Annotated in this window: 24 protein-coding genes; 5 read left to right on the top strand and 19 right to left on the bottom strand. The window is 45.8% G+C overall.

Going from position 1 to position 24,119, the window contains the following annotated elements; translation table 11 throughout:
• Nucleotides 1–115: 115 nt before the first annotated feature.
• The 5 genes from H8S75_RS27510 to H8S75_RS27490 all read right to left on the bottom strand — a co-directional run bounded on the left by H8S75_RS27510 (nucleotide 116) and on the right by H8S75_RS27490 (nucleotide 2,865).
• Nucleotides 116–544: an AbiU2 domain-containing protein gene (locus H8S75_RS27510; protein WP_330615975.1), complete on the bottom strand. Its 429-nt coding sequence runs from the start codon at nucleotides 542–544 to the stop codon at nucleotides 116–118.
• A gap of 93 nt (nucleotides 545–637) precedes the next feature.
• The gene (locus H8S75_RS27505; RefSeq protein WP_187024257.1) at nucleotides 638–1,411 is read right to left on the bottom strand and encodes a hypothetical protein; all 774 of its coding nucleotides are present in this window, start codon (nucleotides 1,409–1,411) and stop codon (nucleotides 638–640) included.
• Between the two features lie 126 nt (nucleotides 1,412–1,537).
• Nucleotides 1,538–1,780, bottom strand: a complete 243-nt coding sequence (locus tag H8S75_RS27500; protein ID WP_187024256.1) for a hypothetical protein — start codon at nucleotides 1,778–1,780, stop codon at nucleotides 1,538–1,540.
• 469 nt (nucleotides 1,781–2,249) lie between these two features.
• Entirely contained in the window at nucleotides 2,250–2,435 is a 186-nt protein-coding gene (locus tag H8S75_RS27495) for a helix-turn-helix domain-containing protein (protein WP_187024255.1), read from the bottom strand.
• Nucleotides 2,428–2,865: an RNA polymerase sigma factor gene (locus H8S75_RS27490; protein WP_187024254.1), complete on the bottom strand. Its 438-nt coding sequence runs from the start codon at nucleotides 2,863–2,865 to the stop codon at nucleotides 2,428–2,430. The genes H8S75_RS27495 and H8S75_RS27490 overlap by 8 nt, the downstream gene beginning before the upstream one ends.
• 489 nt (nucleotides 2,866–3,354) lie before the next feature.
• On the opposite strand from H8S75_RS27490, the gene H8S75_RS27485 reads away from it, so the two are divergent.
• On the top strand, nucleotides 3,355–3,669 hold the full coding sequence (locus H8S75_RS27485) for a helix-turn-helix domain-containing protein (protein ID WP_187024253.1): 315 nt from the start codon (nucleotides 3,355–3,357) through the stop codon (nucleotides 3,667–3,669).
• A gap of 129 nt (nucleotides 3,670–3,798) precedes the next feature.
• Here the strand turns inward: H8S75_RS27485 and H8S75_RS27480 are convergent, their stop codons facing one another.
• From H8S75_RS27480 to recA, 8 genes are all read right to left on the bottom strand, one after another.
• Nucleotides 3,799–4,194 carry a zinc ribbon domain-containing protein gene (locus H8S75_RS27480; protein ID WP_187024252.1) on the bottom strand — a complete coding sequence of 132 codons (396 nt, stop codon included), beginning with the start codon at nucleotides 4,192–4,194 and terminating at the stop codon, nucleotides 3,799–3,801.
• 22 nt (nucleotides 4,195–4,216) lie between these two features.
• Nucleotides 4,217–4,678, bottom strand: a complete 462-nt coding sequence (gene lepB, locus H8S75_RS27475; RefSeq protein ID WP_187024251.1) for a signal peptidase I — start codon at nucleotides 4,676–4,678, stop codon at nucleotides 4,217–4,219.
• A 5-nt stretch (nucleotides 4,679–4,683) separates the two neighbouring features.
• Complete coding sequence (locus tag H8S75_RS27470; RefSeq protein ID WP_187024250.1) at nucleotides 4,684–5,004, bottom strand: hypothetical protein; 321 nt, start codon at nucleotides 5,002–5,004, stop codon at nucleotides 4,684–4,686.
• Nucleotides 5,005–5,018: 14 nt separating this feature from the next.
• Nucleotides 5,019–5,966, bottom strand: a complete 948-nt coding sequence (locus H8S75_RS27465; RefSeq protein WP_187024249.1) for a ParM/StbA family protein — start codon at nucleotides 5,964–5,966, stop codon at nucleotides 5,019–5,021.
• Nucleotides 5,967–6,079: 113 nt separating this feature from the next.
• On the bottom strand, nucleotides 6,080–6,640 hold the full coding sequence (locus H8S75_RS27460) for a hypothetical protein (protein ID WP_187024248.1): 561 nt from the start codon (nucleotides 6,638–6,640) through the stop codon (nucleotides 6,080–6,082).
• Between the two features lie 304 nt (nucleotides 6,641–6,944).
• Nucleotides 6,945–8,504, bottom strand: coding sequence for a ribonuclease Y (gene rny / locus H8S75_RS27455; protein WP_187024247.1), 1,560 nt, complete (start codon nucleotides 8,502–8,504; stop codon nucleotides 6,945–6,947).
• Between the two features lie 276 nt (nucleotides 8,505–8,780).
• Nucleotides 8,781–9,398, bottom strand: coding sequence for a regulatory protein RecX (locus H8S75_RS27450; RefSeq protein WP_187024246.1), 618 nt, complete (start codon nucleotides 9,396–9,398; stop codon nucleotides 8,781–8,783).
• Between the two features lie 92 nt (nucleotides 9,399–9,490).
• Nucleotides 9,491–10,591, bottom strand: coding sequence for a recombinase RecA (gene recA / locus H8S75_RS27445; protein ID WP_002601416.1), 1,101 nt, complete (start codon nucleotides 10,589–10,591; stop codon nucleotides 9,491–9,493).
• Between the two features lie 661 nt (nucleotides 10,592–11,252).
• Between recA and H8S75_RS27440 the strand changes: the two genes are divergently transcribed.
• The gene (locus H8S75_RS27440) at nucleotides 11,253–12,113 is read left to right on the top strand and encodes a 3-isopropylmalate dehydrogenase (protein ID WP_187024245.1); all 861 of its coding nucleotides are present in this window, start codon (nucleotides 11,253–11,255) and stop codon (nucleotides 12,111–12,113) included.
• A 48-nt stretch (nucleotides 12,114–12,161) separates the two neighbouring features.
• Here H8S75_RS27440 and H8S75_RS27435 read toward each other — a convergent pair whose 3' ends face one another.
• Nucleotides 12,162–15,239, bottom strand: a complete 3,078-nt coding sequence (locus tag H8S75_RS27435) for a glycoside hydrolase family 2 TIM barrel-domain containing protein (protein WP_187024244.1) — start codon at nucleotides 15,237–15,239, stop codon at nucleotides 12,162–12,164.
• A 144-nt stretch (nucleotides 15,240–15,383) separates the two neighbouring features.
• On the opposite strand from H8S75_RS27435, the gene H8S75_RS27430 reads away from it, so the two are divergent.
• On the top strand, nucleotides 15,384–16,235 hold the full coding sequence (locus H8S75_RS27430) for an AraC family transcriptional regulator (RefSeq protein WP_187024243.1): 852 nt from the start codon (nucleotides 15,384–15,386) through the stop codon (nucleotides 16,233–16,235).
• A gap of 150 nt (nucleotides 16,236–16,385) precedes the next feature.
• On the opposite strand, the gene H8S75_RS27425 is transcribed toward H8S75_RS27430, so the two are convergent.
• The 3 genes from H8S75_RS27425 to H8S75_RS27415 all read right to left on the bottom strand — a co-directional run bounded on the left by H8S75_RS27425 (nucleotide 16,386) and on the right by H8S75_RS27415 (nucleotide 19,470).
• Nucleotides 16,386–18,251, bottom strand: coding sequence for an aryl-sulfate sulfotransferase (locus H8S75_RS27425; RefSeq protein ID WP_187024242.1), 1,866 nt, complete (start codon nucleotides 18,249–18,251; stop codon nucleotides 16,386–16,388).
• A gap of 116 nt (nucleotides 18,252–18,367) precedes the next feature.
• Complete coding sequence (locus H8S75_RS27420; protein WP_187024241.1) at nucleotides 18,368–18,763, bottom strand: nucleoside 2-deoxyribosyltransferase; 396 nt, start codon at nucleotides 18,761–18,763, stop codon at nucleotides 18,368–18,370.
• A 26-nt stretch (nucleotides 18,764–18,789) separates the two neighbouring features.
• Nucleotides 18,790–19,470 (bottom strand): Crp/Fnr family transcriptional regulator, encoded by a 681-nt coding sequence (locus tag H8S75_RS27415; RefSeq protein ID WP_187024240.1) that lies wholly within the window; start codon nucleotides 19,468–19,470, stop codon nucleotides 18,790–18,792.
• Nucleotides 19,471–19,645: 175 nt separating this feature from the next.
• Between H8S75_RS27415 and H8S75_RS27410 the strand changes: the two genes are divergently transcribed.
• Entirely contained in the window at nucleotides 19,646–21,109 is a 1,464-nt protein-coding gene (locus H8S75_RS27410) for an SLC13 family permease (RefSeq protein ID WP_187024239.1), read from the top strand.
• A 95-nt stretch (nucleotides 21,110–21,204) separates the two neighbouring features.
• On the opposite strand, the gene H8S75_RS27405 is transcribed toward H8S75_RS27410, so the two are convergent.
• Nucleotides 21,205–21,564 (bottom strand): helix-turn-helix domain-containing protein, encoded by a 360-nt coding sequence (locus tag H8S75_RS27405; RefSeq protein ID WP_187024238.1) that lies wholly within the window; start codon nucleotides 21,562–21,564, stop codon nucleotides 21,205–21,207.
• 210 nt (nucleotides 21,565–21,774) lie between these two features.
• Between H8S75_RS27405 and H8S75_RS27400 the strand changes: the two genes are divergently transcribed.
• Nucleotides 21,775–23,076, top strand: coding sequence for a DEAD/DEAH box helicase (locus H8S75_RS27400; protein WP_187024237.1), 1,302 nt, complete (start codon nucleotides 21,775–21,777; stop codon nucleotides 23,074–23,076).
• A gap of 91 nt (nucleotides 23,077–23,167) precedes the next feature.
• Here the strand turns inward: H8S75_RS27400 and H8S75_RS27395 are convergent, their stop codons facing one another.
• A complete protein-coding gene (locus H8S75_RS27395; RefSeq protein ID WP_002601427.1) occupies nucleotides 23,168–24,058 on the bottom strand; it encodes a S8 family peptidase in 891 nt (296 codons plus the stop codon).
• Nucleotides 24,059–24,119: the final 61 nt, after the last annotated feature.

Genomic DNA, 24,119 nt, shown 5'->3' with positions numbered 1-24,119 from the left:
CAAACTACGTTACTATACACGACTTATTTATATAGCGTATAAAAACACAAGACGCCAGATAACTTATGATATCTAATCTCCCGGTACCTTATATTTAAACTGGAAGTTGGTTACCTTAATCATGCTTAAACAAATTACTTAAATCTTGGTTATATTTTGTAGTTCTCCTTTTTTCAGAAGCCAGTTGTGAAAAAAGATAATCCAACACATCTTCTGTAAAAGACACCAAAAATTCAATATGATACATTTTTAAATTCGATGTGTCATTTACTAAATTTTTACCAAAATATTTCTTATCATTATGAGCATAATAAGAATCACGTCTGCTCATGAGCGTTTTAATTGCATGTGAGATAAATTCATCTTCAAGAATTTTAGTTTCATATTCATCAAGTTTTGCTAAGGTATCACTTTTGAAAGGAAACAAGTTAATGTTTTTTTTGCATTTTTTTATTAAGTTCGGAATTGTTTTTGCCTTTTCTGATTTATCATATAGTTTCATAAGAACAAGCATATAACTATCTGACAATGCACATTCTACAATTAATGTGAAATTACTAACTGCATAAAATAATCATCAAGTTCTTCTAAGAGATTTTTTGTCATTTCATCTTTTTGGTTCATCATCAGCTCTCCATTATTGTTCAACATTAATTTGAAATTTTCCAGGTATTTTTTCAAATTCAAAATTATCAAATTTTGCTATTGGAGGTTTATCTTTATCATAAAATTCTACGCTTACAGAATCATCCAATAATCCTTTTACAACTACTATAAAGAAATCTACTCCCTCTCCGAATTTATTCAGATATTCGGCAATATCTTTAGTTATAGGTATATTTTTAGAATCTAATCTGGTATTATTATTATTACTAATACACATATAAGGGAACTTAAAATACCTTCTTATTTCAATTAAAAAACCAAGCTTTTCTAAGTTTTTATCTTTTTTGTATTCATATCTTTTATTGTAATGCTTAGTAAAAATTCTATCCCACTCCTTTATAAAGAATGTATAGTCAAACATATTCTGAATATCTATAAGTTCGTTTAAAATTTTTTCTAATTCAAGGCTAGCATCTTTTGCATCTTGTGACTCAAAGGTATTTTTTTCTGCTTTTCCATGATATTTTTTATATAAAGCTTTCAAATCATTATAAGTATATCGAGCTAAACCAGTATGTTTCTTTTTATCTACATATAACATATCAATATGAAAATGTTCTATACCTATATATTTATTATTTCTTTCTAATACAAAATCTGGACTTTCTTGTGTTTCATCTCCTACTAGTTTAAATTTTTGTAACCATGGCACTTTACTAATTGCATTAACCAAGCAAGATTTTTCTAATTCTTTTTTTTCGCAAAAGATATCTACAGTTGATTGATTTACATTTTCTTTATTCATATGGTTTCTTACCTCTGCAAATTCCAATTTACCTTATTATACAATATTTCAAAACAAAAGTATAGAAATGCATGAGGCCGGAAATCACGTTTCCAGCCCCTCTTAATTCGTTGATTCTCCTCCTTTTCAGCTTGCCTTTTTTGCCATTGTCATTGCAACAGGGAAATAATCAATTCTGTAACACAAGTTAGCTGTCTCAAAACATGCGTGATCAAGAGTAATTTCCACGATCCGCTTAACCTTGGACGTTTTTATGCGTCTACCATTATAAAAATAATATGCTGGCTTGCCCACCTGGAGCGGAAATTCCAATATCCCGGAAATCAGTATATTTCGTTTCTCACATAGATTCGATACCATTTGACTCATACGATACCTCCTTATACTTAGCTGTTTCTTCCACTGCCTAAATCAGCTTTCATTCTGATGCTATTCTGATATTAATTTCATTCTCCCTTTTTAATGACCATGCTTCTTCTTGTTTTACATTGCTAAAGTCTATATCCCCCATGTATACAGTCATACATGAACCATACTCCAGTATTGCCTCCTTTCCCTATCTCGCCTGGTTTATGCAGCCAGAGTTATATTTCCAATCATTCCATTTCTGATAAGACGCAAAAAAGACACCTAAACGCACAGGCATTTAAGTGTCCTTCTTTTCGTCCCAAAACAGGGGCATTATTATACAATAGCCATTTTCTTTGCTCCTGGCCCAGGCCAGAACAAAAATAATATACATTCTTCAGAAGAATATTAAATCAATACCACCTTTAGATTACCACAACATATAGTATCAGTCAATATATGTATACGATATATTGTTTGCAATCCATATTTACTTCGTAAATTTATTAATGCAGCGAATCATGGTATGTATCTGCTCATAATAGAGATCCTCATCAAATTTTCCGCAAATCATGGAATAATTGATCAGCAATGGCCGATACATATCAATCAGTTTCATCAGTGCTTCCTTATCCCCCATCTTGGCCAGTTCCAACAAACCTTCAAATTCAACCATTTTGAATCTCCTTTCGCAACTTTTTCAGCGTATTGTAGTAAGTATCAACCGTCTTCTTCTCTGGCATGTGGAGGCGATTAGCGATTTCTGCAAAGCTCAGTCCATTCATGATACGCCAGAAAATCAATTTCCTCCTTTCATCGTCAAGCCTCATCAGAGCATTCAGCAATCTTTCATTTTCAATCAGATTAAGAATCTGCTCAATATCACTGCTGTCTCCGTACAGCCTGCTGACCTTTTCCTCTAAATAGTCAAAATAATCGTCCTTATGGGATTCCAACTCGAAGTTTGCAGATTCCTCGATGGGCATCTCATTCTCCTGAATTTTGATATGCCGTTTTATGTATTTTATTTTTGTATTTTTGACTGCCGTCTTTAAATACGCACTAAAGGAATCCTGCGTAGAAAATTCTTTATCTCTGCCTTTCATTTTCATTCCTCCATTTTTATTTGTTATCTGAAAATGGAGGGGACAGGCGGTGAACGACAATGCAGTAATCTATTCCAAACCGCAAAATACGACAATTTTCGCAAAAAAATTGCCGCCGGATATATAATCCAACGGCTGCCTGTCTCATTATGAATTAATACTTCATGTATTTTTAGCAATAATAGTTCATGTATTGTCGCAAAAGTGCGCGATAAGGTTTCCTCTCTTTTTTTAACAGAGCCAGACTGTTACAGGACTTATGTATTTTTCTTTTCCATATCCCCATACTCCCCCTATATCTGCAGCCATAAAAACACGCCAAAATCCACGGATAGGCTGCTTTTTTTTATTAGCACCTATTCATGATCTTGGCGTCTTAATATGAACTAATATTGCTTAAAAACATGGGGGTAATAGCTCATTTTCATTTATTCACATTAAAGATAGTATTAAACAATGTGAACTATTACACGTTATCGGAGGTGAACTATGGAAAGATTTCTTACTCAACTTGGTTCCATCATCAAACATGCAAGAATTGAAGAAGGGCTGACACAGGCAAAATTGGCTGAAAAGGCAGGTATAAGTACCCGCTATTTATCGGATATTGAAAACAAGAATGAAATCCCCAGTCTCAAAGTTTTCATATCATTAATCCTGGCCTTGCGGCTCCCTTTAGACCCAATCCTGTATCCGGGTACGGAAGCCACAGATGAACTTCTTCGGCTTTTTTCACAATGCGACGATAAACAGCTTGCCGTCATTACTGCCATGACAGAGACCATGATTGATATAAACTTCTGATATGTGTATTATATCAAAATAGTTCTTCCAAAATCTGACTTTTTTCATGCTTTTCACACAAAATCCGGACAAATGATGACTCCATCAAATGTCCGGATTCTTAATCATATATACAAAGCAGGAGCCGACTCAGGCTATCCCTTTTATAACCTCCTCCTCAATACGCTTGTAATCTGCATTGGGATCATAGAAACCTTCCTCTTTTGCCTCCGGTTCATCAAATTCCGCAGCCTCGTCCGGTCCCCACAAATCCTTCTGTAAAATATATCCGCAGGAAGGGCAAAAATTACTTCCCTCTGGAATTATGGACTCGCAGACCGGACAGCTCCTCTCCGGCCTATAATAAAGGAACATTTTTGAAATCGCTTTGATCTGTAATATAATCTGGACAAAGAGCATAAGGATTGCCAGACTTTTCTTCCCCTTCCATAACCAGATTCCTGCCATGGCCGGCAGCCAAATCAAACTAAATATCCCAAAGTGCATGGCTTCTTCATATATAATATCAATATTTCTCTTATTCATCGCTAACCTCCATTCTATGTTTCTAACGCTTTACTACTCCCACTACTTCAGCTATTGAAACAGCGCCTATTATTCTGGAATCTCTCGAATGATTTCGATTGTCCCCCATAACATATATACTTTTGTCTGGTACAGTAAGCAAAACATCTTCCATCGCATATGGTTCTTTTATATATTTTTCTTCTAATATTACCCCATTGACCCAAATTGCTTCTCCGTCTGTCTGTACAGTGTCCCCTTCGACTGCTATCACTCTCTTAACAATGCGTCCGCCAATCGCCTTAGAGTCAATTATTACAATATCTCCCCGCTGTGGCGTTTTCCCTATTTTTACGAATATGATATCCCCCTGCGTATATGTAGGTTCCATTGAATCTCCATTCACCACAGCCAGCCGGTAATAGCTGCTAATCCAAAGGGCCGCCAAAACAGACAGCCCTATATTCAAAATTATTGCAAACTTTCCTCTCACTCTTGTCCGCATCTTCCTCACTTTCTCCGAAACCTGTTATTGGTATTTTTAAGAAGCTCTATTTCTTCCTGATCCATCTCATATCCATCATCTATTTCTTCAAACAGATTTTCTCCGGCCTCTTTCTGCAAATTCCCGTATGTCCCTTCCTCCTGGGGACCTTGCGGCTGTCCAGCCCCTGCTGGCTCTATATTCTCTCCATTGTACGCCAAAACTGCTCTCGCTACATATCTGGCAATCTTTCTCCCCTGGGAATTCAGGATTTGGGCCGCTCTCTGGTGCCTGTCATCGTCAGGATCGAATCGGATCGTAAACCGATACTCGTCTTTTTTTCCCATAGCTTCCTCCCAGACTATACTGCATGATCGGCCAGATACAGCTTTTTATATCCTTTTGCATTGGCTAATGGATCATGAATGATGTGGTACTCCCCTCTATAACGAATCCACACCTCTTGAATCACCTTTGACAAGAGCATAGACCCTCCCCCTACAAAAATCGTTGTTATTGAGTTGAAATCAATACCAAGTTCCCGGAAAATCCCCAATGTATTGACTACATACTCATAAACAACATTCTTAATCAAGTCTTTTATCTCGGCTGCCAAATGGCAATCCGTTCTGTTGATTGCCAAATCAATATCGGAATCTTCCAGGAGAATATCCAGCTGCTTCCTCACCCTGTTTTTTATTTCGTTATACAGAGGTATAATTCCTTTTTCCAATGAATCAAAAATCTCTGTATCCGGTTCCCCGTAACGGAGCAGCAGATAATCTAATGTAAATCCCCCTATATCAATGATAAATGCCTTAGGCAGCTGCCGCAGCTTCATGTCTTTAGAATACATGACCGCCGCCGCGTATGCCTGGATATAGGATACAACCTCCCGGTAGCAGACCAAATAATCTCTGGTACCATAGCGGAAAGATATAGGGCTTTCCGTCCGAAGAAAATAGCCCTCAAATTTTTCATACAATCCAGAAAAATCAGCCGGCGGAAGTCCTACAAGAAGTTCCACGCCAACCGGACGGTTCGGTATCGGACGGTAAAGTCCACGGTTCAGCTTGTCCTCCAGTTCCATCGCCACTCCCATAAGAGTCAGAATATAATACCGTTCGTCAAAAGTCTTGTCCTTCATATACGCAATCCGTCTATTAGATGGCGTATAGAACTTCCCGTTATATTCCAAAACCTTTGTATCCAGTTTAGGCGGCATGATATCCATTTCATTCAGTCCGGACTGAAATACAAAATGTTCCGTTTTAATCTGCTTGTTTCCTGTATCCACTGATATAACCATATAAGATCTCCTCTCTACAATTCAACTGTTTTCCATAACGTATATAATACGTCCAGCTACAATTCTACTTTAATAAATTCACCCCATCTAAGTGAACCGTATTTTAAAAAAATTTATTTTTCTTCTGCCCATGTCTCCTGGAAGTGCTGCAGGAGTTCCCGGCTCTCATCTTCATAGCCCCACAAGATACCCCGTAAGGCCTTCAGCGCCTCGTTACGCCATCTGAAATAGGTTGCCCGGTTAATTCTCGGTATCTTAGGAAAATGCGGCTCCAGGTTGTCTAAAATCTCTGACACATTCTCCGGTTTATACGCTGACAAATAAGTATAATAAATGACCCAGTAAAATTTCTCTCCCTGGGGATGATACCGCCGCATCAGTTCCACCGACTCGTCAATCAGCCGCAGGAACTTATTGGAGCTGTTAATTGCCTCCACCCGCCCCCGGATATTTGCCGCATCATCATTCAGATCAAGGCCAGCTTCGTATATCTGATTTAAGAACTCATCCACATCCGAACCATATTCCGCCTGGAACCTTCTTTTCACCTGTCCTATTTTGACCTGCATACGCCAGTTGACGGAGCGATAGATTTTTAGCAGGGTGATGATGTCGTGATATGCTTCGTTGTCCTTACCTGTATCTCGCTTTGTAATAATTCCTGATTTACCCATTACTTCCCTCCTAGAATAAATTGAAACTAAGGGGGCAAAATTGAAGACAAAAAAAGGACTGGCTCCGTGTTTGAATAATCTCTATTCAAACACAGTCCAATCCTTTATTTTAAGAGGTTTTTAGTGTAATCTGATAATAAAATTTTTACGCCAATTCATTTTTCGTTTTACGCCAATTTTACGCCAATTTGGCCGGAAAATACAAAAACTTATAAGAAGTTATAAGAAATAAAAAAATGCCCTAAACCCGCATAAATACTACATTCTTACGGTTTTTAGGGCATTTTGTTTTCACTCCGAACAATTACTTGGCGTAATCTGTCACTCTGGACTCTCTGATCACGTTGACCTTAATCTGTCCCGGATATTCCAGGGCTTCTTCGATCTTCTTGGAAATATCGCGCGCCAATAAGATCATTCCGTCATCGTTAATCTGTTCCGGTACTACCATAATCCGAACTTCGCGTCCCGCCTGAATGGCGAAAGACTTGTCTACTCCCTTGAAGGAGTTTGTAATATCTTCTAACTGTTTCAATCTGTTTGTATATGTTTCCAGTGTCTCTCTTCTTGCACCCGGTCTTGCGGCAGAAATCGTGTCCGCCGCCTGTACGATGCAGGCGATAAGACTCTGTGGTTCAACGTCACCATGATGGGATTCTACGGTATTCAGCACAACTGCAGGCTCTCTATACTTCTTACAGAGCTCCGCTCCCAGCTGAATGTGGGAACCTTCCATCTCGTGGTCAACGGCTTTCCCAATGTCATGTAATAAACCGGCACGTTTAGCCATACGGACATCAAGCCCGATCTCTCCGGCAAGAAGCCCGGATAACTGGGCTACTTCCATGGAATGCTTTAATGCATTCTGTCCGTAGCTTGTCCTGTACTTCAGTTTACCAAGCAGTCTGATGAGTTCCGGATGCAGACCGTGAATACCGACCTCAAGGGCCGCGGCCTCACCTTCCTCACGCATGTTGGTTTCCACTTCTTTCTGTGCTTTTTCTACCATTTCCTCAATTCTGGCCGGATGAATACGTCCGTCCACAATGAGCCGTTCCAATGCGATTCTGGCTACTTCTCTTCGAACCGGATCAAATCCGGATAAAACAACCGCCTCAGGGGTATCATCGATAATGAGTTCCACGCCCGTCAGGGTTTCTAACGTACGAATGTTGCGTCCTTCACGTCCGATGATTCGGCCTTTCATCTCATCGTTCGGAAGCTGCACAACGGAAACTGTCGTCTCTGCAACGTGGTCCGCAGCACATCTCTGGATGGCTGTCACCACATATTCCCTCGCCTTTTTATCGGCTTCCTCTTTTGCTTTGTTGTCGAGTTCCTTGATTAATTTCGCAGTGTCATGTTTTACATCATCTTCAACAGATTTTAAAAGATATTCTTTTGCTTGTTCGGAGGTTAATCCGGAAATCTTTTCCAGTTCCTGTATCCCTTTTTCATAGAGAGACTCTACTTCGGCGTTTCTCTTATTCAGGGCTTCCTCTCGAGCAGCAAGACCTGCTTCTCTTTTTTCCATTGCGTCGGACTTCTTGTCCAGGTTTTCTTCCTTGCTTAGTACTCGTCTTTCATAACGTTGAAGCTCAGCTCTTCTTTCTCTGGTCTCTTTTTCCAGTTCATTCTTAGTCTTCAAAGACTCTTCTTTTGCTTCAAGGAGAGCTTCGCGCTTCTTTGTCTCAGCGGTTTTTAATGCTTCATCTATTATTTCCCGGGATTTTTCTTCTGCAGAACCAATCTTGCTCTCATACGATTTCGTACGATACGCGATGGCAGCAGTCCAGGCAATAAAAGCAACTACAACTGATGCGACGATTGCAATCAATGCAGCCGTGAATACTGATACTGACACAGGAGCACCTCCTTATTTAATTTTCATTGTACATCAATACAACACTACAATTTTAAACTGTTTTATACATTATGTCAAGTATTTAACCGCTGTTTCCAGTATACTTATACACATTTTTGGTAACAGTTCAGACGGTACATTTTCTTGACCGAAAAAGCCGGTCAAGAAGCATCAGATATTCATCCGATGTAAAAATTAGCGCATAAAGCCGCTTACAAGCAAGCTTGACGCGGCTTCCTGCGCCAATTTTCCCGCCGTCTGAACTGTTACAAATTTTCAGAATGCCCCGTCATCACCGTATTTACTGCCGAAAACCCGGTTGACCGTCTCAAAGGAAAATCCTTTTCTTCCCAGCGCTGCCATGGCTTTTCTCCGCTCTTCCAGTGTCATGGATTCCGGCTCCAGTCTCTTCCGCCTGATGTAGTCCCTGATCTGCGCCTCCTCATCCACCGGATGCTCCTCCAAAATGTCGGTAACCGCCTCCTTGGAAAGCCCCTTTCGCTGAAGCTCGTACTGAATCTGCCTCTTGCTTTTCTTCGTGGAGTGGTACTCCACGTAGCGTCTGCCATACTCTTCATCGTTGATATACCGGTGCTTCTTCAGGAATTCGATGGCATAATCAATGGCTTCCCCGGGATAGTATCCGTCCTTCAGCTTCTTCCGCAGCTCCTGTTCCGTCTTATCGGAAGACTTCAGCAGGTAACAGACCCGCTCCACCGCACGCTTTAAAAGGATCTCTTCCATGATCTCCCGATACGTCTCCTCCGGCAGTTCCTCTCCCGTCTCAATGTGATACCGCTTTATTTCCCCGTTATAAAGCGCAAGAGCAAAGTCTTCATCCAGAATGACTTTACTCCTGCGCTTATCAAGGGGTGTGATCTCCGTAACTGTCATACCTGCCCCTTACTTTTCTTATTTACTTATTTTATGAATCGCTGTCTTTATGGCTCACTTTTTATGATTCCTTGCCATCTTATTAGCCAGACTTATGATTCCTTCGGTTCGGCCTTAATTCTCTTACTCTCTTTTTCCGGAGCAGCTTCTCCCGCGGGAGCGCCGCCTGCCGGAGCACTTGCCGGAGCCGCACCATCTTCACCGAGTCCGTAACGGGCGCGCACCTTATTCTCGATCTCCTCACAGACAGCAGGATTATCCTGGAGATAAATTTTAGAATTCTCACGGCCCTGGCCGATCTTTGCTCCGCCGTAAGCGAACCATGCGCCGCTCTTCTCCACAATATCTTCCTTCACCGCCAGATCGAGCACATCGCCTTCTTTGGAAATACCCTTTCCAAACATGATATCAAACTCCGCTTCTTTGAATGGCGGAGCAATCTTATTCTTAACAACCTTCACACGCACGCGGTTACCAACCACTTCGCCGCCCTGCTTTAAGGATTCAATTCTTCTGATATCCATACGTACAGAAGCGTAGAATTTCAGTGCACGGCCGCCAGTCGTTGTCTCAGGGCTGCCGAACATAACGCCTACCTTCTCACGCAGCTGGTTGATAAAGAGTACCGTACAGTTGGACTTACTGATGACACCGGTCAGCTTTCTTAACGCCTGAGACATCAGACGGGCCTGCAGACCTACATGAGAGTCACCCATGTCGCCTTCGATCTCCGCCTTCGGAACAAGGGCTGCAACCGAGTCCACGATGATAATGTCAACCGCGCCGGAACGCACCATCGTCTCTGTGATCTCCAGCGCCTGCTCTCCGTTATCCGGCTGAGAGATATATAAATTATCGATATCCACGCCGATCTTCTTCGCATACACCGGATCAAGGGCATGCTCGGCGTCAATAAAGCCCGCGATGCCGCCGCGCTTCTGAACTTCTGCAATCATATGTAAAGCCACGGTCGTCTTACCACTGGACTCCGGGCCATAGATCTCCACGACTCTTCCCTTCGGGATTCCCCCGAGTCCCAGGGCGATATCAAGGCTTAAGGAACCGGTCGGAATAGTCTCCACGTTCATCTTCACGCCGCCTTCTCCCAGCTTCATCACGGAACCCTTGCCATATGCTTTCTCAATCTGTGTAATGGCGGCATCAAGTGCCTTTAATTTATCATCTTTATTCATGTTATCCTCCAATGCGAACAAATGTTCTTTTCCTGTTTATAATCATAGTATACTTGTCCCTAAATGTCAACTGGAATTTTCCTGAATTCCCGCGTTTTTACACCGCTGAAAGCTAAAAAATTCCTGCCCCTATCCTTTCAAAACGCATCACTCTCCTGTTTTCTATTCTCTTTTGTAGCTTTTCCTGGAACTGCGGCGAACTGCCGGTGAACTGCAGAAATAGAGAACGGAACGCTCTCCGATACCCTTTTACTATATCATAGGGACGGTCTTCATGCAATTGGTATTTTCTGTTTCTGGTAAGTATACCGATGCTATTTTTAATTTTATGTTTAAATAATTTTTCTGGATTTCTATTGTGTAATTTTTTTGTATGTATTGTAATTTTTTTCTGGCTTTCTACCGTAAATATGGTAAAATAAAAGCAGTCTCTGCCGCACATTCCTGTGCGCAGAACCGTTCATCAAGTCCGTGGCTGTCATCTGTACAGCATACGGCGTCATACGGGATCAGACGATCCCGTCAGGGCCAGTTCGGCCATAAGTTTCCATCACTCATTTTGGATACACCGCAAACAAAATATCTGACTCAAAGGGGGAATGTCTGTGAATACCTGTTGATACCTGACGCATTTTTGATTATAATAATAGGAGAGGAATTGATGACGAAAAAAGCTTTACAGTGGCATCCGGCTTTCCAGGCAGCCTTACAGATTGAGTTTATGGATGAGCCCTGCCAGCTCGAATTTCTGAAAGAATTCAATCTGACCGAAAAACCGCTTCAGATTGATACCCTTGTGATCAAACCGGAGCCGGATAAAATTCTTTCTAAAAGTATCGGTCATATTTTCCGGAAGTACAATATTATTGAGTATAAGAACCCGGAAGATTATTTCAGCATCAACGATTATTACAGGGTAACAGGGTACGCCTGCATTTACCAGTCCAACACAGAAAAAGAACGGGAAATTCCTCCGGAGGAGCTTACCATCTCACTGGCTGTCAGCCACTATCCCAGGAAGCTGGCTGCATTTTTAAAGGATCTCTATCATGCAGACATCTCTCAAAAATATCCGGGGATCTACTATGTGACGGGACTCATGTTCCCGATGCAGATTCTGATTCTCCCCAGGCTTTCCAGAAAAGAGTTCACCTGGCTGAGCCGTCTTCGGACGAACCTGAGCCTTCAGGAGGATATCGAACCGCTGGCCAAAGCCTATGCAGGGAAAGAAAAGAACCCGCTCTACGAGGCGGCCATGGATTTTATTGTACGTGCAAACTGGAAAAAATATAAGGAGGGACGCGACATGTGCAACGCATTGGAAGAATTATTTGCAGATAAGCTGGAGGAACGGGAAAAGCTCGGCGTGGAACAGGGGATGGAACAGGGCATCCGTGCATTCATCCTGGACCATATTGAAGAAGGCACTCCTAAAAACATAATCCTTCAGAAGCTGGAAAAGCGTTTTTCCCTTTCGCTGGAGCAGGCAGAGGAGTACTTCTGCCGCTTCCGGGAATGCTGACTTGAAAAAAATGCCGGTACGGTCTGGGTCCGTACCGGCATTCTCATTTTATTCCGCTTTCACCTCCGGAATCAAGCTGATTCCAAAAGAAAATTCTTCTTCATCCAACCGATACTTTTCAATCAGTCTCGGTCCGCAGCTGTTGGAACCGATGCCATTCATCCGGTAATCGAGACACAGCACCGTATAAGGCGAACGGACCAACTCGTAATTATGGTCTTTTTCCGTCAGTTCCTCCTGGGTATACACGGAAGCGTTAAAGGAGAAGGTCTTATCTCCCGCTGCCGTCAAACCGGCTCTCCGGCCAGCCAGCGATACGAAATCGCAGTCATCGTGGCTTCCGTTTTCCTGCGGACGGATATAGTCCTCATGAAGCTCTGTCACATGAGCCGTAAATGTCCCGTGGCTGGACGCCCTTCTCTTGTCACAGTAGCTCTCCACCGGCCCCAGTCCGTAGTAGGTGACGTCCTCCATGTCCTTCGGCAGGAATAAACGGAGGCCAAATCTCGGAAGCTCCGGCAGCTCGGTGTCGCGCTTCACGTTTAAGTTCACATCCACACTTCCGTCTGCTCCGATCAGCCACTCAGCCTCCATATTTAAAATTCTCTGGATAACTGGTGAGAGGATCGCAAGTACCGAATGGATACGCACGCCTTCCGCTGTGACAGAGTAATCCGTATGATACGCCCTCGAATACGTGATATCGTAATGGGCCTTCTGCCATTTCATTTTGATGTAGCGGTCATTATCCGTAGGCGCCCGCCATATATTGTATTCCACAGGCCGTTCCAGGAGGCGGCACTGATTGACATTCATCTCTTCCAGAACACCGGTCAGTTTATTGTAAACGTGAGCAAAATTCGGTCCGGACACAAAGAGACGGCGGTCGTCTTCTTTTACCGTGAACGGGCTGGACTGGTTCCTGTCCGCACACGCCTTACCGCACCGTTCCAGCATGCGCAGGGCGGCCTGGTTTCTTCCGTCTTCGTTCTCCAGCAGAATTTCATCGAATCCAAGTTCTGTCCCTGCCTCTGTCAGTCTCGTGCTCTCTCTGCGGATATAGCGGAGCTTTAAGAAACATTTCCCCGCTTCCGGCACTTGAAAGTCCAGGTGGATGGCGGCTTCCCCGTGAGGCAGAATATCCGGCATTGCAGCCCCTTCCAGCACGCCGTCTGCGATGCACGCTCCATCACACGTCACTTCCCATGCAACAGACGCGTACTCCTTTAAATTGGTAAAATCCAGATAGTTACGGATCACGGCTTCCCGTGTCTCCTGACAGAAGGAAACGACTCTCGCCGGACGGTTCACATTTTTCAGTTCCTTAAGGCCTGTATGAGGCGTTCTGTCCGGATAGACCAGTCCATCCATACAGAAATTACTGTCGTGAGGATATTCTTTATGGTCTCCGCCGTAGAGATACATCGGGCGTCCCTCCAGGGTTCTGCCCTGGTAAATTCCGTGATCGCACCACTCCCATACAAATCCGCCGCAGAGGCCGTCATACTGCTCGATCACTTCGAAATAATCCTCGAGGTCTCCAGGCCCGTTGCCCATGGCATGGCAGTATTCGCACATGACAAACGGCTTCTTCGGATTCTCCGCAAAATACGTGTGAATGTCCTCCAGAGGCGGATACATCCGGCTGTATAAGTCAATGTTGGAGAAATCGTACGTTTTTTTGCTGTCTCTGTAGCGGGCGCTCTCATAGTGAGTCAGTCTCGTGGAATCAAATGCTTTCGTCCATGCTAAGGCAGCCTCAAAGGTGCAGCCGTAGGCGCATTCATTTCCCATGGACCAGATGAGGACACAGGGGCGGTTCTTATCGCGTTCCACCAGACGTTTTGCACGGTCCACCGTGGCCTCTGTAAATGCAGGGTTATCGGAAATCGCGTGGTTCCAGCGCTCTCTCCATCCGGCCTCGTGGTCCTCTTCCATGTAAATATCGTTGGTTCCGTGGCTCTCATTATCCGCCTCATCAATCACATAGAAGCCAAGCTCATCGCAAAGCTGGTAAAACTGCGGGGCGTTAGGGTAATGGCTGGTGCGGATCGCATTGACGTTATGCTGCTTCATCACCTGGAAATCCTTCTTCATCTGATCCAGGCTGATCACAAAGCCGGTGACCGGATCGCTGTCGTGGCGGTTTACACCGCGGAACTTGATTTTCGTTCCATTGACCAGTACAACTCCGTCCTTTACTTCGATCTCCCGGATTCCAAGGCGGTCTGTGATGACCTCCTTGCCGCACTCGTATACCACGGTGTAAAGATAAGGCTGTTCCGCATTCCACAGAACCGGACGCTCTACCGTAAGGGATAATCCAGCTTCTCCCGGTACGCTTTCCGCCGACGCGGCCAGATTTCCTTCCTGATCGTATACCGAGCATTTGACCGGCATCTTCTCATCGAAGAAGGAAAATGTCACATCAATCTGCGCCTGCTGATCACCAGTCTGCGTTTTCAGGAAGTAATCAAAGATACCCTGTTCCGGCCTCTTTAACAGATAGACATCCCGGAAAATACCGCTCATGCGGAATTTGTCCTGGTCCTCTAAGTAGCTTCCGTCACACCATTTTAAGACGAGAACCGCAAGCTTATTTTCGCCTGCCCGGATATAAGGCGTTACATCAAATTCGCTGGTAGAGTGGGACACCTGGCTGTAGCCCACATAGCTTCCGTTCAGCCATACGTAGAAACAGGAATCCACGCCCTCAAAATTCAAAAACGCCTTCGGCGCCGCCCCGCCCGGCTCATAGACAAAATGATGGATATACGCTCCGCAGGGATTTTCCTCGGGAACATAAGGCGGGTCCATGGGGAACGGGTATCTCGTGTTCGTATACTGATGTCCGTCAAAACCGTAATTCTGCCAGCAGCCCGGCACCGGAATCTCTCCGAATCCCTCTTCCCCGTATCCTTCCTTGTAAAATTCATCCTTTAAATCGTAAATACTGTCAAAATACCGGAAACTCCACATTCCGTTCAACAGCTGAAAGCGTCCGGAATGCTCCCTGTTTTCCACCAGATCGTCAAACCGTTCTTCCGCCGGAATGTAATAGGATCGGTTCGCCACCGTATTCTCATGCAGCACATGCAGATTTTCGTAATGTCTCGGTATTATCATGGATTTTCAATCCTCCTCTTTCATTCTTTCCTTTATTATAAAATAGCGGGCTGAAAAATCCATATCCTTCGTTAGACAAAACATGCACAAAATGATACAATCATGGAATAGAAGGTATCGCAGACATGAAAGGAGAATCAAGCCATGTATACGAATACGGGATATCTGGATATATCCGACGCGGAACTGGAAGATAATTCGATCCCCCTGCGGATCAACTGCTGCGGAGTCTACCGCCTGCTGACCCGCGTCTCCATGACCACCATCAGGGCCACAGGCCGGCCCGATTACCAGCTTCTCTATATCGCCTCAGGCAAAGCCGAATTTGTCTTAAACGGTGAGGCCGTCACCATTCCCGCCGGGAGCATGGTTTTGTATGGGCCGGGAGAATACCAGCAGTATACGTATCTCCTGGAGGACAGGCCGGAGGTCTTCTGGGTTCATTTCACGGGATATGAGGCGGCGGGGCTTCTCTCCAGCACCGGCTTGAGTCTGGAAGGCCGCCGCATTCTGCGCACCGGATGTGTCTCCCGCTACCAGGAGCTCTTTCTCTCCATGATCCGGGAGCTGCAGCTGCCGCGACCCTTAAGCGGTGATTTCTCCTCGCTGTATTTTAAACAGCTTCTTCTGACCGTACAGCGCCAGATCGCAGAGGGCGGAAAGAATAAACCGCAGATCCAAAAAGATATGGAGCACGCGGTTCAGTTCTTCCATGAAAATTTTTCTGCGGACATCGATATTTCCAATTACGCGGCCAGCCTTCATATGAGTACCTGCTGGTTTATCCGGAGCTTTAAGCAGTATGTGGGTGTGCCGCCCTGTAAATATCTGACTTCCATCCGGATCAATAAAGCGAAGGAACTCTTAGAAAGCACCGACTGCCCGGTCAGCGAGATCGGTTCCATCATCGGCTACGAAAATCCGCTGTATTTCAGCAGAATATTTAAAAAACAGACAGGACTTTCACCGGCTGCTTACCGGAAAGTCCTGCCATAACAGTGCCGCATCAGGGAAAGCTCCCCGTTATAGGGTACGGGGAAGCGGATGCGGCCTCCTCAGTCTTTTCCCTGACATTTTTATGATTTTATGACGCGCCCTGAAGCGCGGCGGAAAATATTTTCAAACACGCTCCCGGGCAAAACAGCTTTAGCACTTAATCGATACTCCGCACGGATACTTGGTATCGTCGATCACAACAAAGACTTCGTACGTTCCCTTCATTCCCGCCTTGTTCACATTGGTCTTCGTCACACGCTCATCGGACTCCAGGAACGTTCCGCAGCACATGGCCTTGTGGGAAACTGCTGTGGTGGAAATATAGTAACGGTGTTTCTCTTCGCCCTGCTCCAGCATGAGCATAACCAGCTGACCCTTCTCGAATTTCGCATGGAAGGTGAAACGGTCATCCTCATCCTCGATTCTCGCCTCATAGCGGTCCGGAATCAGTTCGCTGCTTACCGGAGCCGGGATATCTGTGTCAAATTCCTTCGTGATGCCCATTTCGCCCAGCACGGAGCCCTCACCCAGCTCTAAATTGCCCTGGTCCGCGTACAGCTTCATCTTCTCAGCCCTGTAGTAATTGCCCTTGGTATGCAGCTCCAGCATCTTCCTGTCGTCGCAGAGCTCCACGGTTGTAGCAAAAAGCGTGCCGCCCATGTTCTGCTCCAGCGCGCCCAGGGACTCGGAAATCTCGCCGTCCTTATTGTAGGCGCTTCCCCCGGAATGAACCATGTAATGGCCTTCGTTATAGTATTCTACGTTGCAGATATAGGGGGAGAAGAACCTGGCGCCGCGGTCTTTTCCGTACTGCCAGATCTGCTCGATCGTCATATCCTTCGTATTAATCCTGTAACGCACACCTCGGGAATAATTATTCTTCGCCGCGCGGTAGTTCTCCTTTATCTTGGATCCCCAGTGGTGGTTGTCAAAGCACATGACGTCGCCGTCCGGGGTGATCAGGCACGCGTGCTGCTCATACTGCCACTCGAAGTCGGTTCCTACAGGCTTGAAGAAATAGCGGTCCACCCACTCCTGCGGCCATCCTTCCGGATCAGACAGGATCCAGTTAAGCTTTCCGGTCTCAAAATCGATGTTGACGATGGAATCCATATGTCTTCCGGAAAATGTCAGGCTGTGGCTCTTCTCATCGTACCACACCGCGTTGTTGTGGAACCAGTCCTTCTCTGACCAGCTGCCGCTCTTTCCCAGTCCAGGCTCCAGAAAATTCTTATAATCCCAGGTCTTTAAAATATCACCCGTTTCCCTGTCAATCAGCACGCACATATCTTCCACGGTACCCGATGTCAGATCCTCGGTCAGGCAGAGAAGGCTGCCGTCCGGCATCTCAAACGCATCATGGTGAGAGCCGCCAGGCAGACGGTACTCGTGGTAAATCTTGCCGCAGGCACTGGTCTCATACATGCCGGACATATAATACGGCATCTGCACGAGACGGTCCGTACCCATGAGAATATGGCCATTTTTCAGCCGTTTCATATCGAATACGCATTTGATGTTCAGGCACCATCGGATATCTCCCGCATAGTCAACAGCCACCGCCAGCTCCGCCCCCGACGGAGATAAGAAAATGCAGTCGTCCTGTAAGTATTCCGGCGTCGTATCCATGGATTCAACTGGTGAATTCCCTTCAAATACATCCGGCACCTCGATCTCTACCGTATGTACTTTTCCACGGTATTCCCGCACCTCCACCCGGTTTACGTGTCCGGAATAAAGGCCTACCACCGGCAGGACATGCTCTTTCGCCCTTGGAAATGTATGTGTGATATTGCCTTCCTTTGCTTTTCCAAATACAGTCACTGTAACGGCGGTCTCTTCCTCTGTATAAAAGGAGATTACCGCGGAAAGCGGATTAATCAGATAGAGATTGTACGATACCAGCGGATTGTCAATGGTATACGCTCCGGAACGGAGTTCCTTTAACATTGCGTCCTCCGCTCTGGCCTGTTTTTTAATCATGTGTTCTTCAAATGAGTATACTGCACCTGCCATAAATTCTCTTCTCCTTCTTCCGGCGCCTGCCGGTTTTTCGTTTGACAAAAGTATAACACACGGGGAGAAGGCAGGAAATTAGCCTTGACTATATTCTGGAATTTTTTTCTGTCCTCTTACTGTAACTTTAACACCTCTTCCGCAATTTCCTGCGTATTTCCAATGAACTGTTTTACTTGCGGGAGCCAATAAAATGTTGATGTATTCTTATCGCACTTGAAGTACGTATCGTCATGGTGACACAGGTAAATTATTTTGTTCAGCGCGATTGCCATCCCCAGTTCTATATGAGTTCCTCTGCCCTGGGGAGTTAAAATTATCACAACTTCCGACTGCCTGATCCCCTCATATTCCTTTTCCCCGACAGACATCAGTGTCTCCGCGTCGTTTTCTTTCACCGGGCAGTATAATGTCCAGTCGAAGGTATGCTCCCATCCGGCATTTCTCAGAAGGCGTGAAAGGTCACGCACCTGTTCATAGTTTACAAGACTTGAAGCGATGTAGAATTTCATATGTCCCCTCCCGTTGTATAATACTGTTATATAAGAGCTTTTAAGCGGGCCTCGTCGATGATGAGGATGCGGCCTTTTTCTTTTTTAATGATGCCGGCTTTTTTCAGGGCGGAGGAGAGTTTGGAGACGGTGACCGGATGCATGCCTAAGTATTTGGCGATCTCGGCGTAGGTGAAGCCGTGGGGAACCGCGCGGTACTGGCCCTCGCGGCTGCTGAAGGCGAGAAACCATTTATAGAGGCGCTTCGAGGCGCATTCCTCCTGGGTATCGTGGAATTTGCGGACCAGGGTGACGTAGTTGCAGGTCACAGCCTCCATGATGTAGGAGAGGAAACAGGAGTCTTCTTCCAGCAGAATCTCGAAGGTTCTCTCATCCAGACGGTAGAAGACGCAGTCTGTCTTTGTGTCAATACCGAACGGGATCTTTTCCTGTAAGCAGTCGTCTCCGGACAGCGTATGCTTTTCTCCGCGAATTTTTCTGTAGTGGCGCATCAGGGCCGGAGCAAAGCCAAGGAGATGGTCGTGTGGGAAATAGATGAAGTCTTTTTCTTCTCCGTCCATGGTCAGGGAGGTCAGACTTGCGATTCCTTCCACCAGGTAATAAATATAGGAGTCGGACAGCCTGGGATTACAGATCGATGTCTCCCTCTTTACTTCAATTCTCATACCGTAACGCTCAAAGTATTGTTTCACTCCGTTTTGATCCATTTCTCCGAAGTCCTCCCGTCAAATTGTCACTTTTATATCTGATTACTTCTTAATTATATCTTTTTACAAATATTGGAATAAAAATATAACCAAGACTATATTTTACTCTTTGTTAATATATTATCATATTTCTATGAAATTTAAAACAGCAAAGAAAAACAATAGGGGGTTCACTATGGCACAAACGAAAAAAAAGGATTTCTACTCCATTCATCTGGTAATCGGAATTGGTATTATGCTTCTGTTCCGTTACCTTCCGTTCCAGCTTCCCTGTATCACGCCAATTGGCATGGAAATTCTGGGTATTTTCATCGGTACGCTGTATTTATGGACGACTTCCGACCCGATTATTTCCAGTATTCTCTCTATCTTTTTAGTGGGGCTTTCCGGATACAGCACCATGAACGAGGTGCTGACCGCAACCTTTGGCAACCCGATTCTCGTTCAGGTTCTCTTTCTGCTGACAGCGATCAACTGTCTCATCGAGAACAACTTAACGGAATACTGCGGACGATTTTTCCTGACCAGAAAGATCTGCCTCGGCCGTCCCTGGGTGCTGGCATTCTTCATCATGCTTGGCTCCATGCTCATGGGCGCGTTTATGGGCGGCTTTACCCCGATCTTCTTATTCTGCCCGATCCTCTATGATATTTTTGAAACAGTAGGCCTCAGGAAACATGACAAGTTCCCGACCATCATGCTGATTCTCGTCACCGTTGCGACCCTGCTGGGCTTCCCCATCCCGCCGTTCATGGGAAATGGACTCGCCCTTATCAGCAACTACGCTTCCGTGACCGGCAACATGGGAACCGTAATCGAGATCAATAACGCCGGCTACCTGCTTACCGGCCTGATCCATGCGACCGTCTGTATCGTGGTTCTGGTTCTGTTCTGTAAGTTTGTACTGAGACCGGATACCAGCAAGCTGAAAGAATTAAAGATGGAAACGTTAAATAAGAATCCGCTTCCGCCAATGAGCCTGCGCCAGAAATTTATTGCAATTTCTTTTACCGTGTTCATTCTGATCCTTTTAATTCCCAGCGTACTGCCAACGCACCCGGTCGGACGCTTCGTAAAAGCCAATACATACGGCATCGCCGCCTTCTATGTGTTCCTGCTGTGCGCGATCCGGATCTCCAAGAAGCCGCTGATGGATTTCTCCAGCACCATGAAGAGATTTTCCTGGAGTACCTATTTCCTCATCGCTTCCGCGATCCTGCTGGGAAATGCACTGACCAACGAGAGTACAGGCGTGTCCGCATTCTTAAACACCGTACTGATGCCGGTACTTCAGAACGTCCCGGCCTCCGCATTTGCCGTAATCATCATGGTTCTTACCGTGATCTTAACGAACGTGTGCAACAGCTTCGTAATCGGCCTCTTAATGCAGCCGGTTATCGCAACCTTCTGCATGGCGACAGGAATGAACTCCGCTCCGGTGGTGTCCATGATGATTTTGTTCGTGCTCTCCTCCGCGGCCATAACACCGGCAGCCTCCCCATTTGCCGCACTGCTTTTCGGCAACAAGGACTGGCTGAAATCCGGAGAAATATACAAATATACGACCATCTTTGTGGTGATCGAGCTGGCTGTCGTGCTGCTGATCAGTATGCCGGTTGCTAATCTGCTGATTCATTAAACATGAAAGGTCTGCAGACTGCCGTTGAAAAAAGAAAAGACTTGAAAGGCTGACTGATACAGCCTTCAAGTCTTTTTTTCCCTGTTAAGCCCCGCTCACTTCTCCTGCCGTTTTGCATCCAGCCTGGTTTCATAATTGATCATGGTCTCTACCACAGTCAGAATACGGTCCTGAGCCGTGATGGAAAGATCGCCTATTTTTTCATCAATATATTTAAATCTCTCCTCCCGCTCTTTCCTGTGTTCGCTGGGTTCAATTCCCAGAAGCCAGTCAGCGGAAACATCCAGCACGTTGATCAGTTTGGTAAAGGTCTGGATACTGGGTTTCTTCCTGTCCCCCTCCAGCGCGACGATAAAGTTATAGGACAGCCCCAGCACCTCCGCCAAAGCCTCCTGCGTATAGTGCAGTTCTTCCCTTCGTTCCTGTACTCTCCCCCCAAATGTAGCCTTCTTCATACAGTATCCTATCCTTTCAGTATCATAAAAATTACTAAAAGTATATCCATTATCCCACCGCCGAAACAGAGACCACAAGTATCCATACTATTACTTCCAGTATCATAATTTTATTATTTTTCTAACTATGTCTGGTATTTTTCATAAATCTGTGGTAGCATAAGGCGTTCACCATTAACAACCATAGAAGAAAAGGAAAACTACAAATACATGACTTTTAAAGACTTACAACTATCTCCGCTGCTGTTAAAGGCACTGGAAGAAAAGGGCTATATAACACCATCCCCCATTCAGCAGCAGGCAATTCCCTATGCGCTGGCCGGACGGGATGTATTGGGCTGCGCCCAGACAGGCACCGGAAAGACGGCCGCATTTGCCTTACCAATTATACAAAACCTGATGAAACCATCGGATAAAAAACATTCCAAAAAAGTGATCCGCTCCCTCATTCTCACACCGACCAGGGAGCTGGCCCTGCAGATTGCGGAAAATTTAAATGAATATGGTTCCCATACCCAGGTGAGGAGCGCCGTCATCTTCGGCGGAGTCTCCGCAAATCCTCAGATCAAAGAGCTGCGGCGCGGTATCGATATCCTGGTTGCCACCCCCGGACGGTTAAATGATTTAATCGGCCAGGGAGAGATAAGCCTGTCTCATGTGGAAATCTTCGTTTTGGATGAGGCGGACCGCATGCTGGACATGGGCTTTATCCATGATGTAAAGAAGATCCTTGCACTGCTTCCTGTCAAAAAACAGACGCTGTTCTTTTCGGCAACCATGCCCGCCGAGATTCAGGCGCTGACCGAAAAACTATTGAAAAATCCAGCCCGGGTGGAGGTGACTCCGGTCTCTTCCACCGTGGATATCATAGACGGCTCTCTCTACTATGTGGATAAAGAGAATAAGCGCGCGCTGTTAGTCCACCTGCTGAAGCGTGAGGCCATCACCTCTACCCTGGTCTTTACCCGCACCAAGCACGGCGCCGACCGGGTAGCCAAATTTCTGACAAAAAACAAAGTAAACGCCGCCGCAATTCACGGTGACAAATCCCAGGGCGCGCGTCAGAGAGCGCTGGGTCAGTTTAAATCCGGGGAAATCCAGGTACTGGTAGCCACTGACATCGCAGCCAGAGGCATTGACATCGAGGAGCTTTCCTGTGTGATCAACTATGATCTGCCAAACGTTCCGGAAACCTATGTCCATCGAATCGGCAGGACCGGACGTGCCGGTCTCGGAGGACGGGCCATCTCCTTCAGCGATATCGAAGAAAAAGAATATGTGAAGGATATCGAAAAGCTCATTGGAAAGACGATTCCTGTCGTGGAAGACCACCCGTTCCCCATGTCCGTATTCATCGTTCCTCCGAAGGAGACAAAACCGCGGCCTGTAAAGAGCGCACGTAAAAATGATGGGAAACGCCCGGCCAAACCATCGGTTAAACCATCGGCCAAGCCACAGCAGCGCGCCTTTCAAAAACCGGCCGCCGGCCGCAAAACAGCCAAAGTCAAATAGGGATCATATCTGTCTTACTCAGAATCTAACAGCAGAAGACCGGACGGAAGGTTTACGCCTTTCGTCCGGTCTTCTGTGTTAAAGCCAGTTCTTATTCGATCAGCCGTTCCACATCAAGCATTCCCCATCCCTGCTGGTTCATGGGCAGCCCCAAATCCACCGCCCGCTCTCTCAGCCTGAGTTTTACATCCCGGTTGCTCATATAGGGATATTTCTGCAGTAAAAGCGCAATCGCCCCTGAGACCAGGGGCGTGGACATGGACGTTCCGCTTTTTGACTGGTAGCCCCCTGTTTCCGGGGCACAGCTGATGATTCCGGCTCCGGGAGCGATAATTTCCGGCTTACAGATACAGGCCCCGGTAGGCCCTCTGCCGGAATAGTCGATCATGCGGTTTCCCATCACATTCACTTCTTTATAGTCATCAGAGCATCCCACCGTAATCACCTTCCGGCTGATGCCCGGCGTAGTTATGGTGTTCTTTCCGGGCCCCATGTTGCCGGCAGCCACACAGACCACCAGACCGTCGTCCCAAGCGGCATTGACGCCGCGCACCAGGACGGAGTTTTCAGTCATGCCTTTCTTACTGAAAGAACCGACCGATATATTTACAATCCGGATTCCCAGCCGTTCCCGGTTCTCCCGGATCCATTTGATACCGGCCAGAACATCGGAGGCATATCCGTTTCCTTTCTGGTCCAGCACCTTGACCATAATTATATGGCACTCCGGCGCTACCCCCTGATACCTTCCATCGGAAGAATTCCCGCTTCCGCCAATGATTCCTGAAATATGCGTTCCATGACCGTTGTCATCATATGGCTCCCGTCTCCGGTGCACCATATCCGTAAACGCAGCTACTCTATGTTCAAAATCTTCATGAAGATAAATTCCCGTATCCAGCACGGCCACACCGATACCGCGGCCAGTCAGGCCCATACGGTAGGCCGCTTCACATCGGATTACTTCTCTCGCATGGTTCACAGTCCACTTACCTGATTCCTTTTTTATTAGCATATTCCATTTACATTCCCATGTTTCACCC

Origin of the sequence: Hungatella hominis, assembly GCF_014288005.1 — a bacterium.
GTDB classification, from domain to species: domain Bacteria; phylum Bacillota; class Clostridia; order Lachnospirales; family Lachnospiraceae; genus Hungatella; species Hungatella effluvii.
The sequence above is the reverse complement of the archived record's forward strand: the minus strand, read 5'-3'. Positions and strand labels throughout refer to the sequence as shown.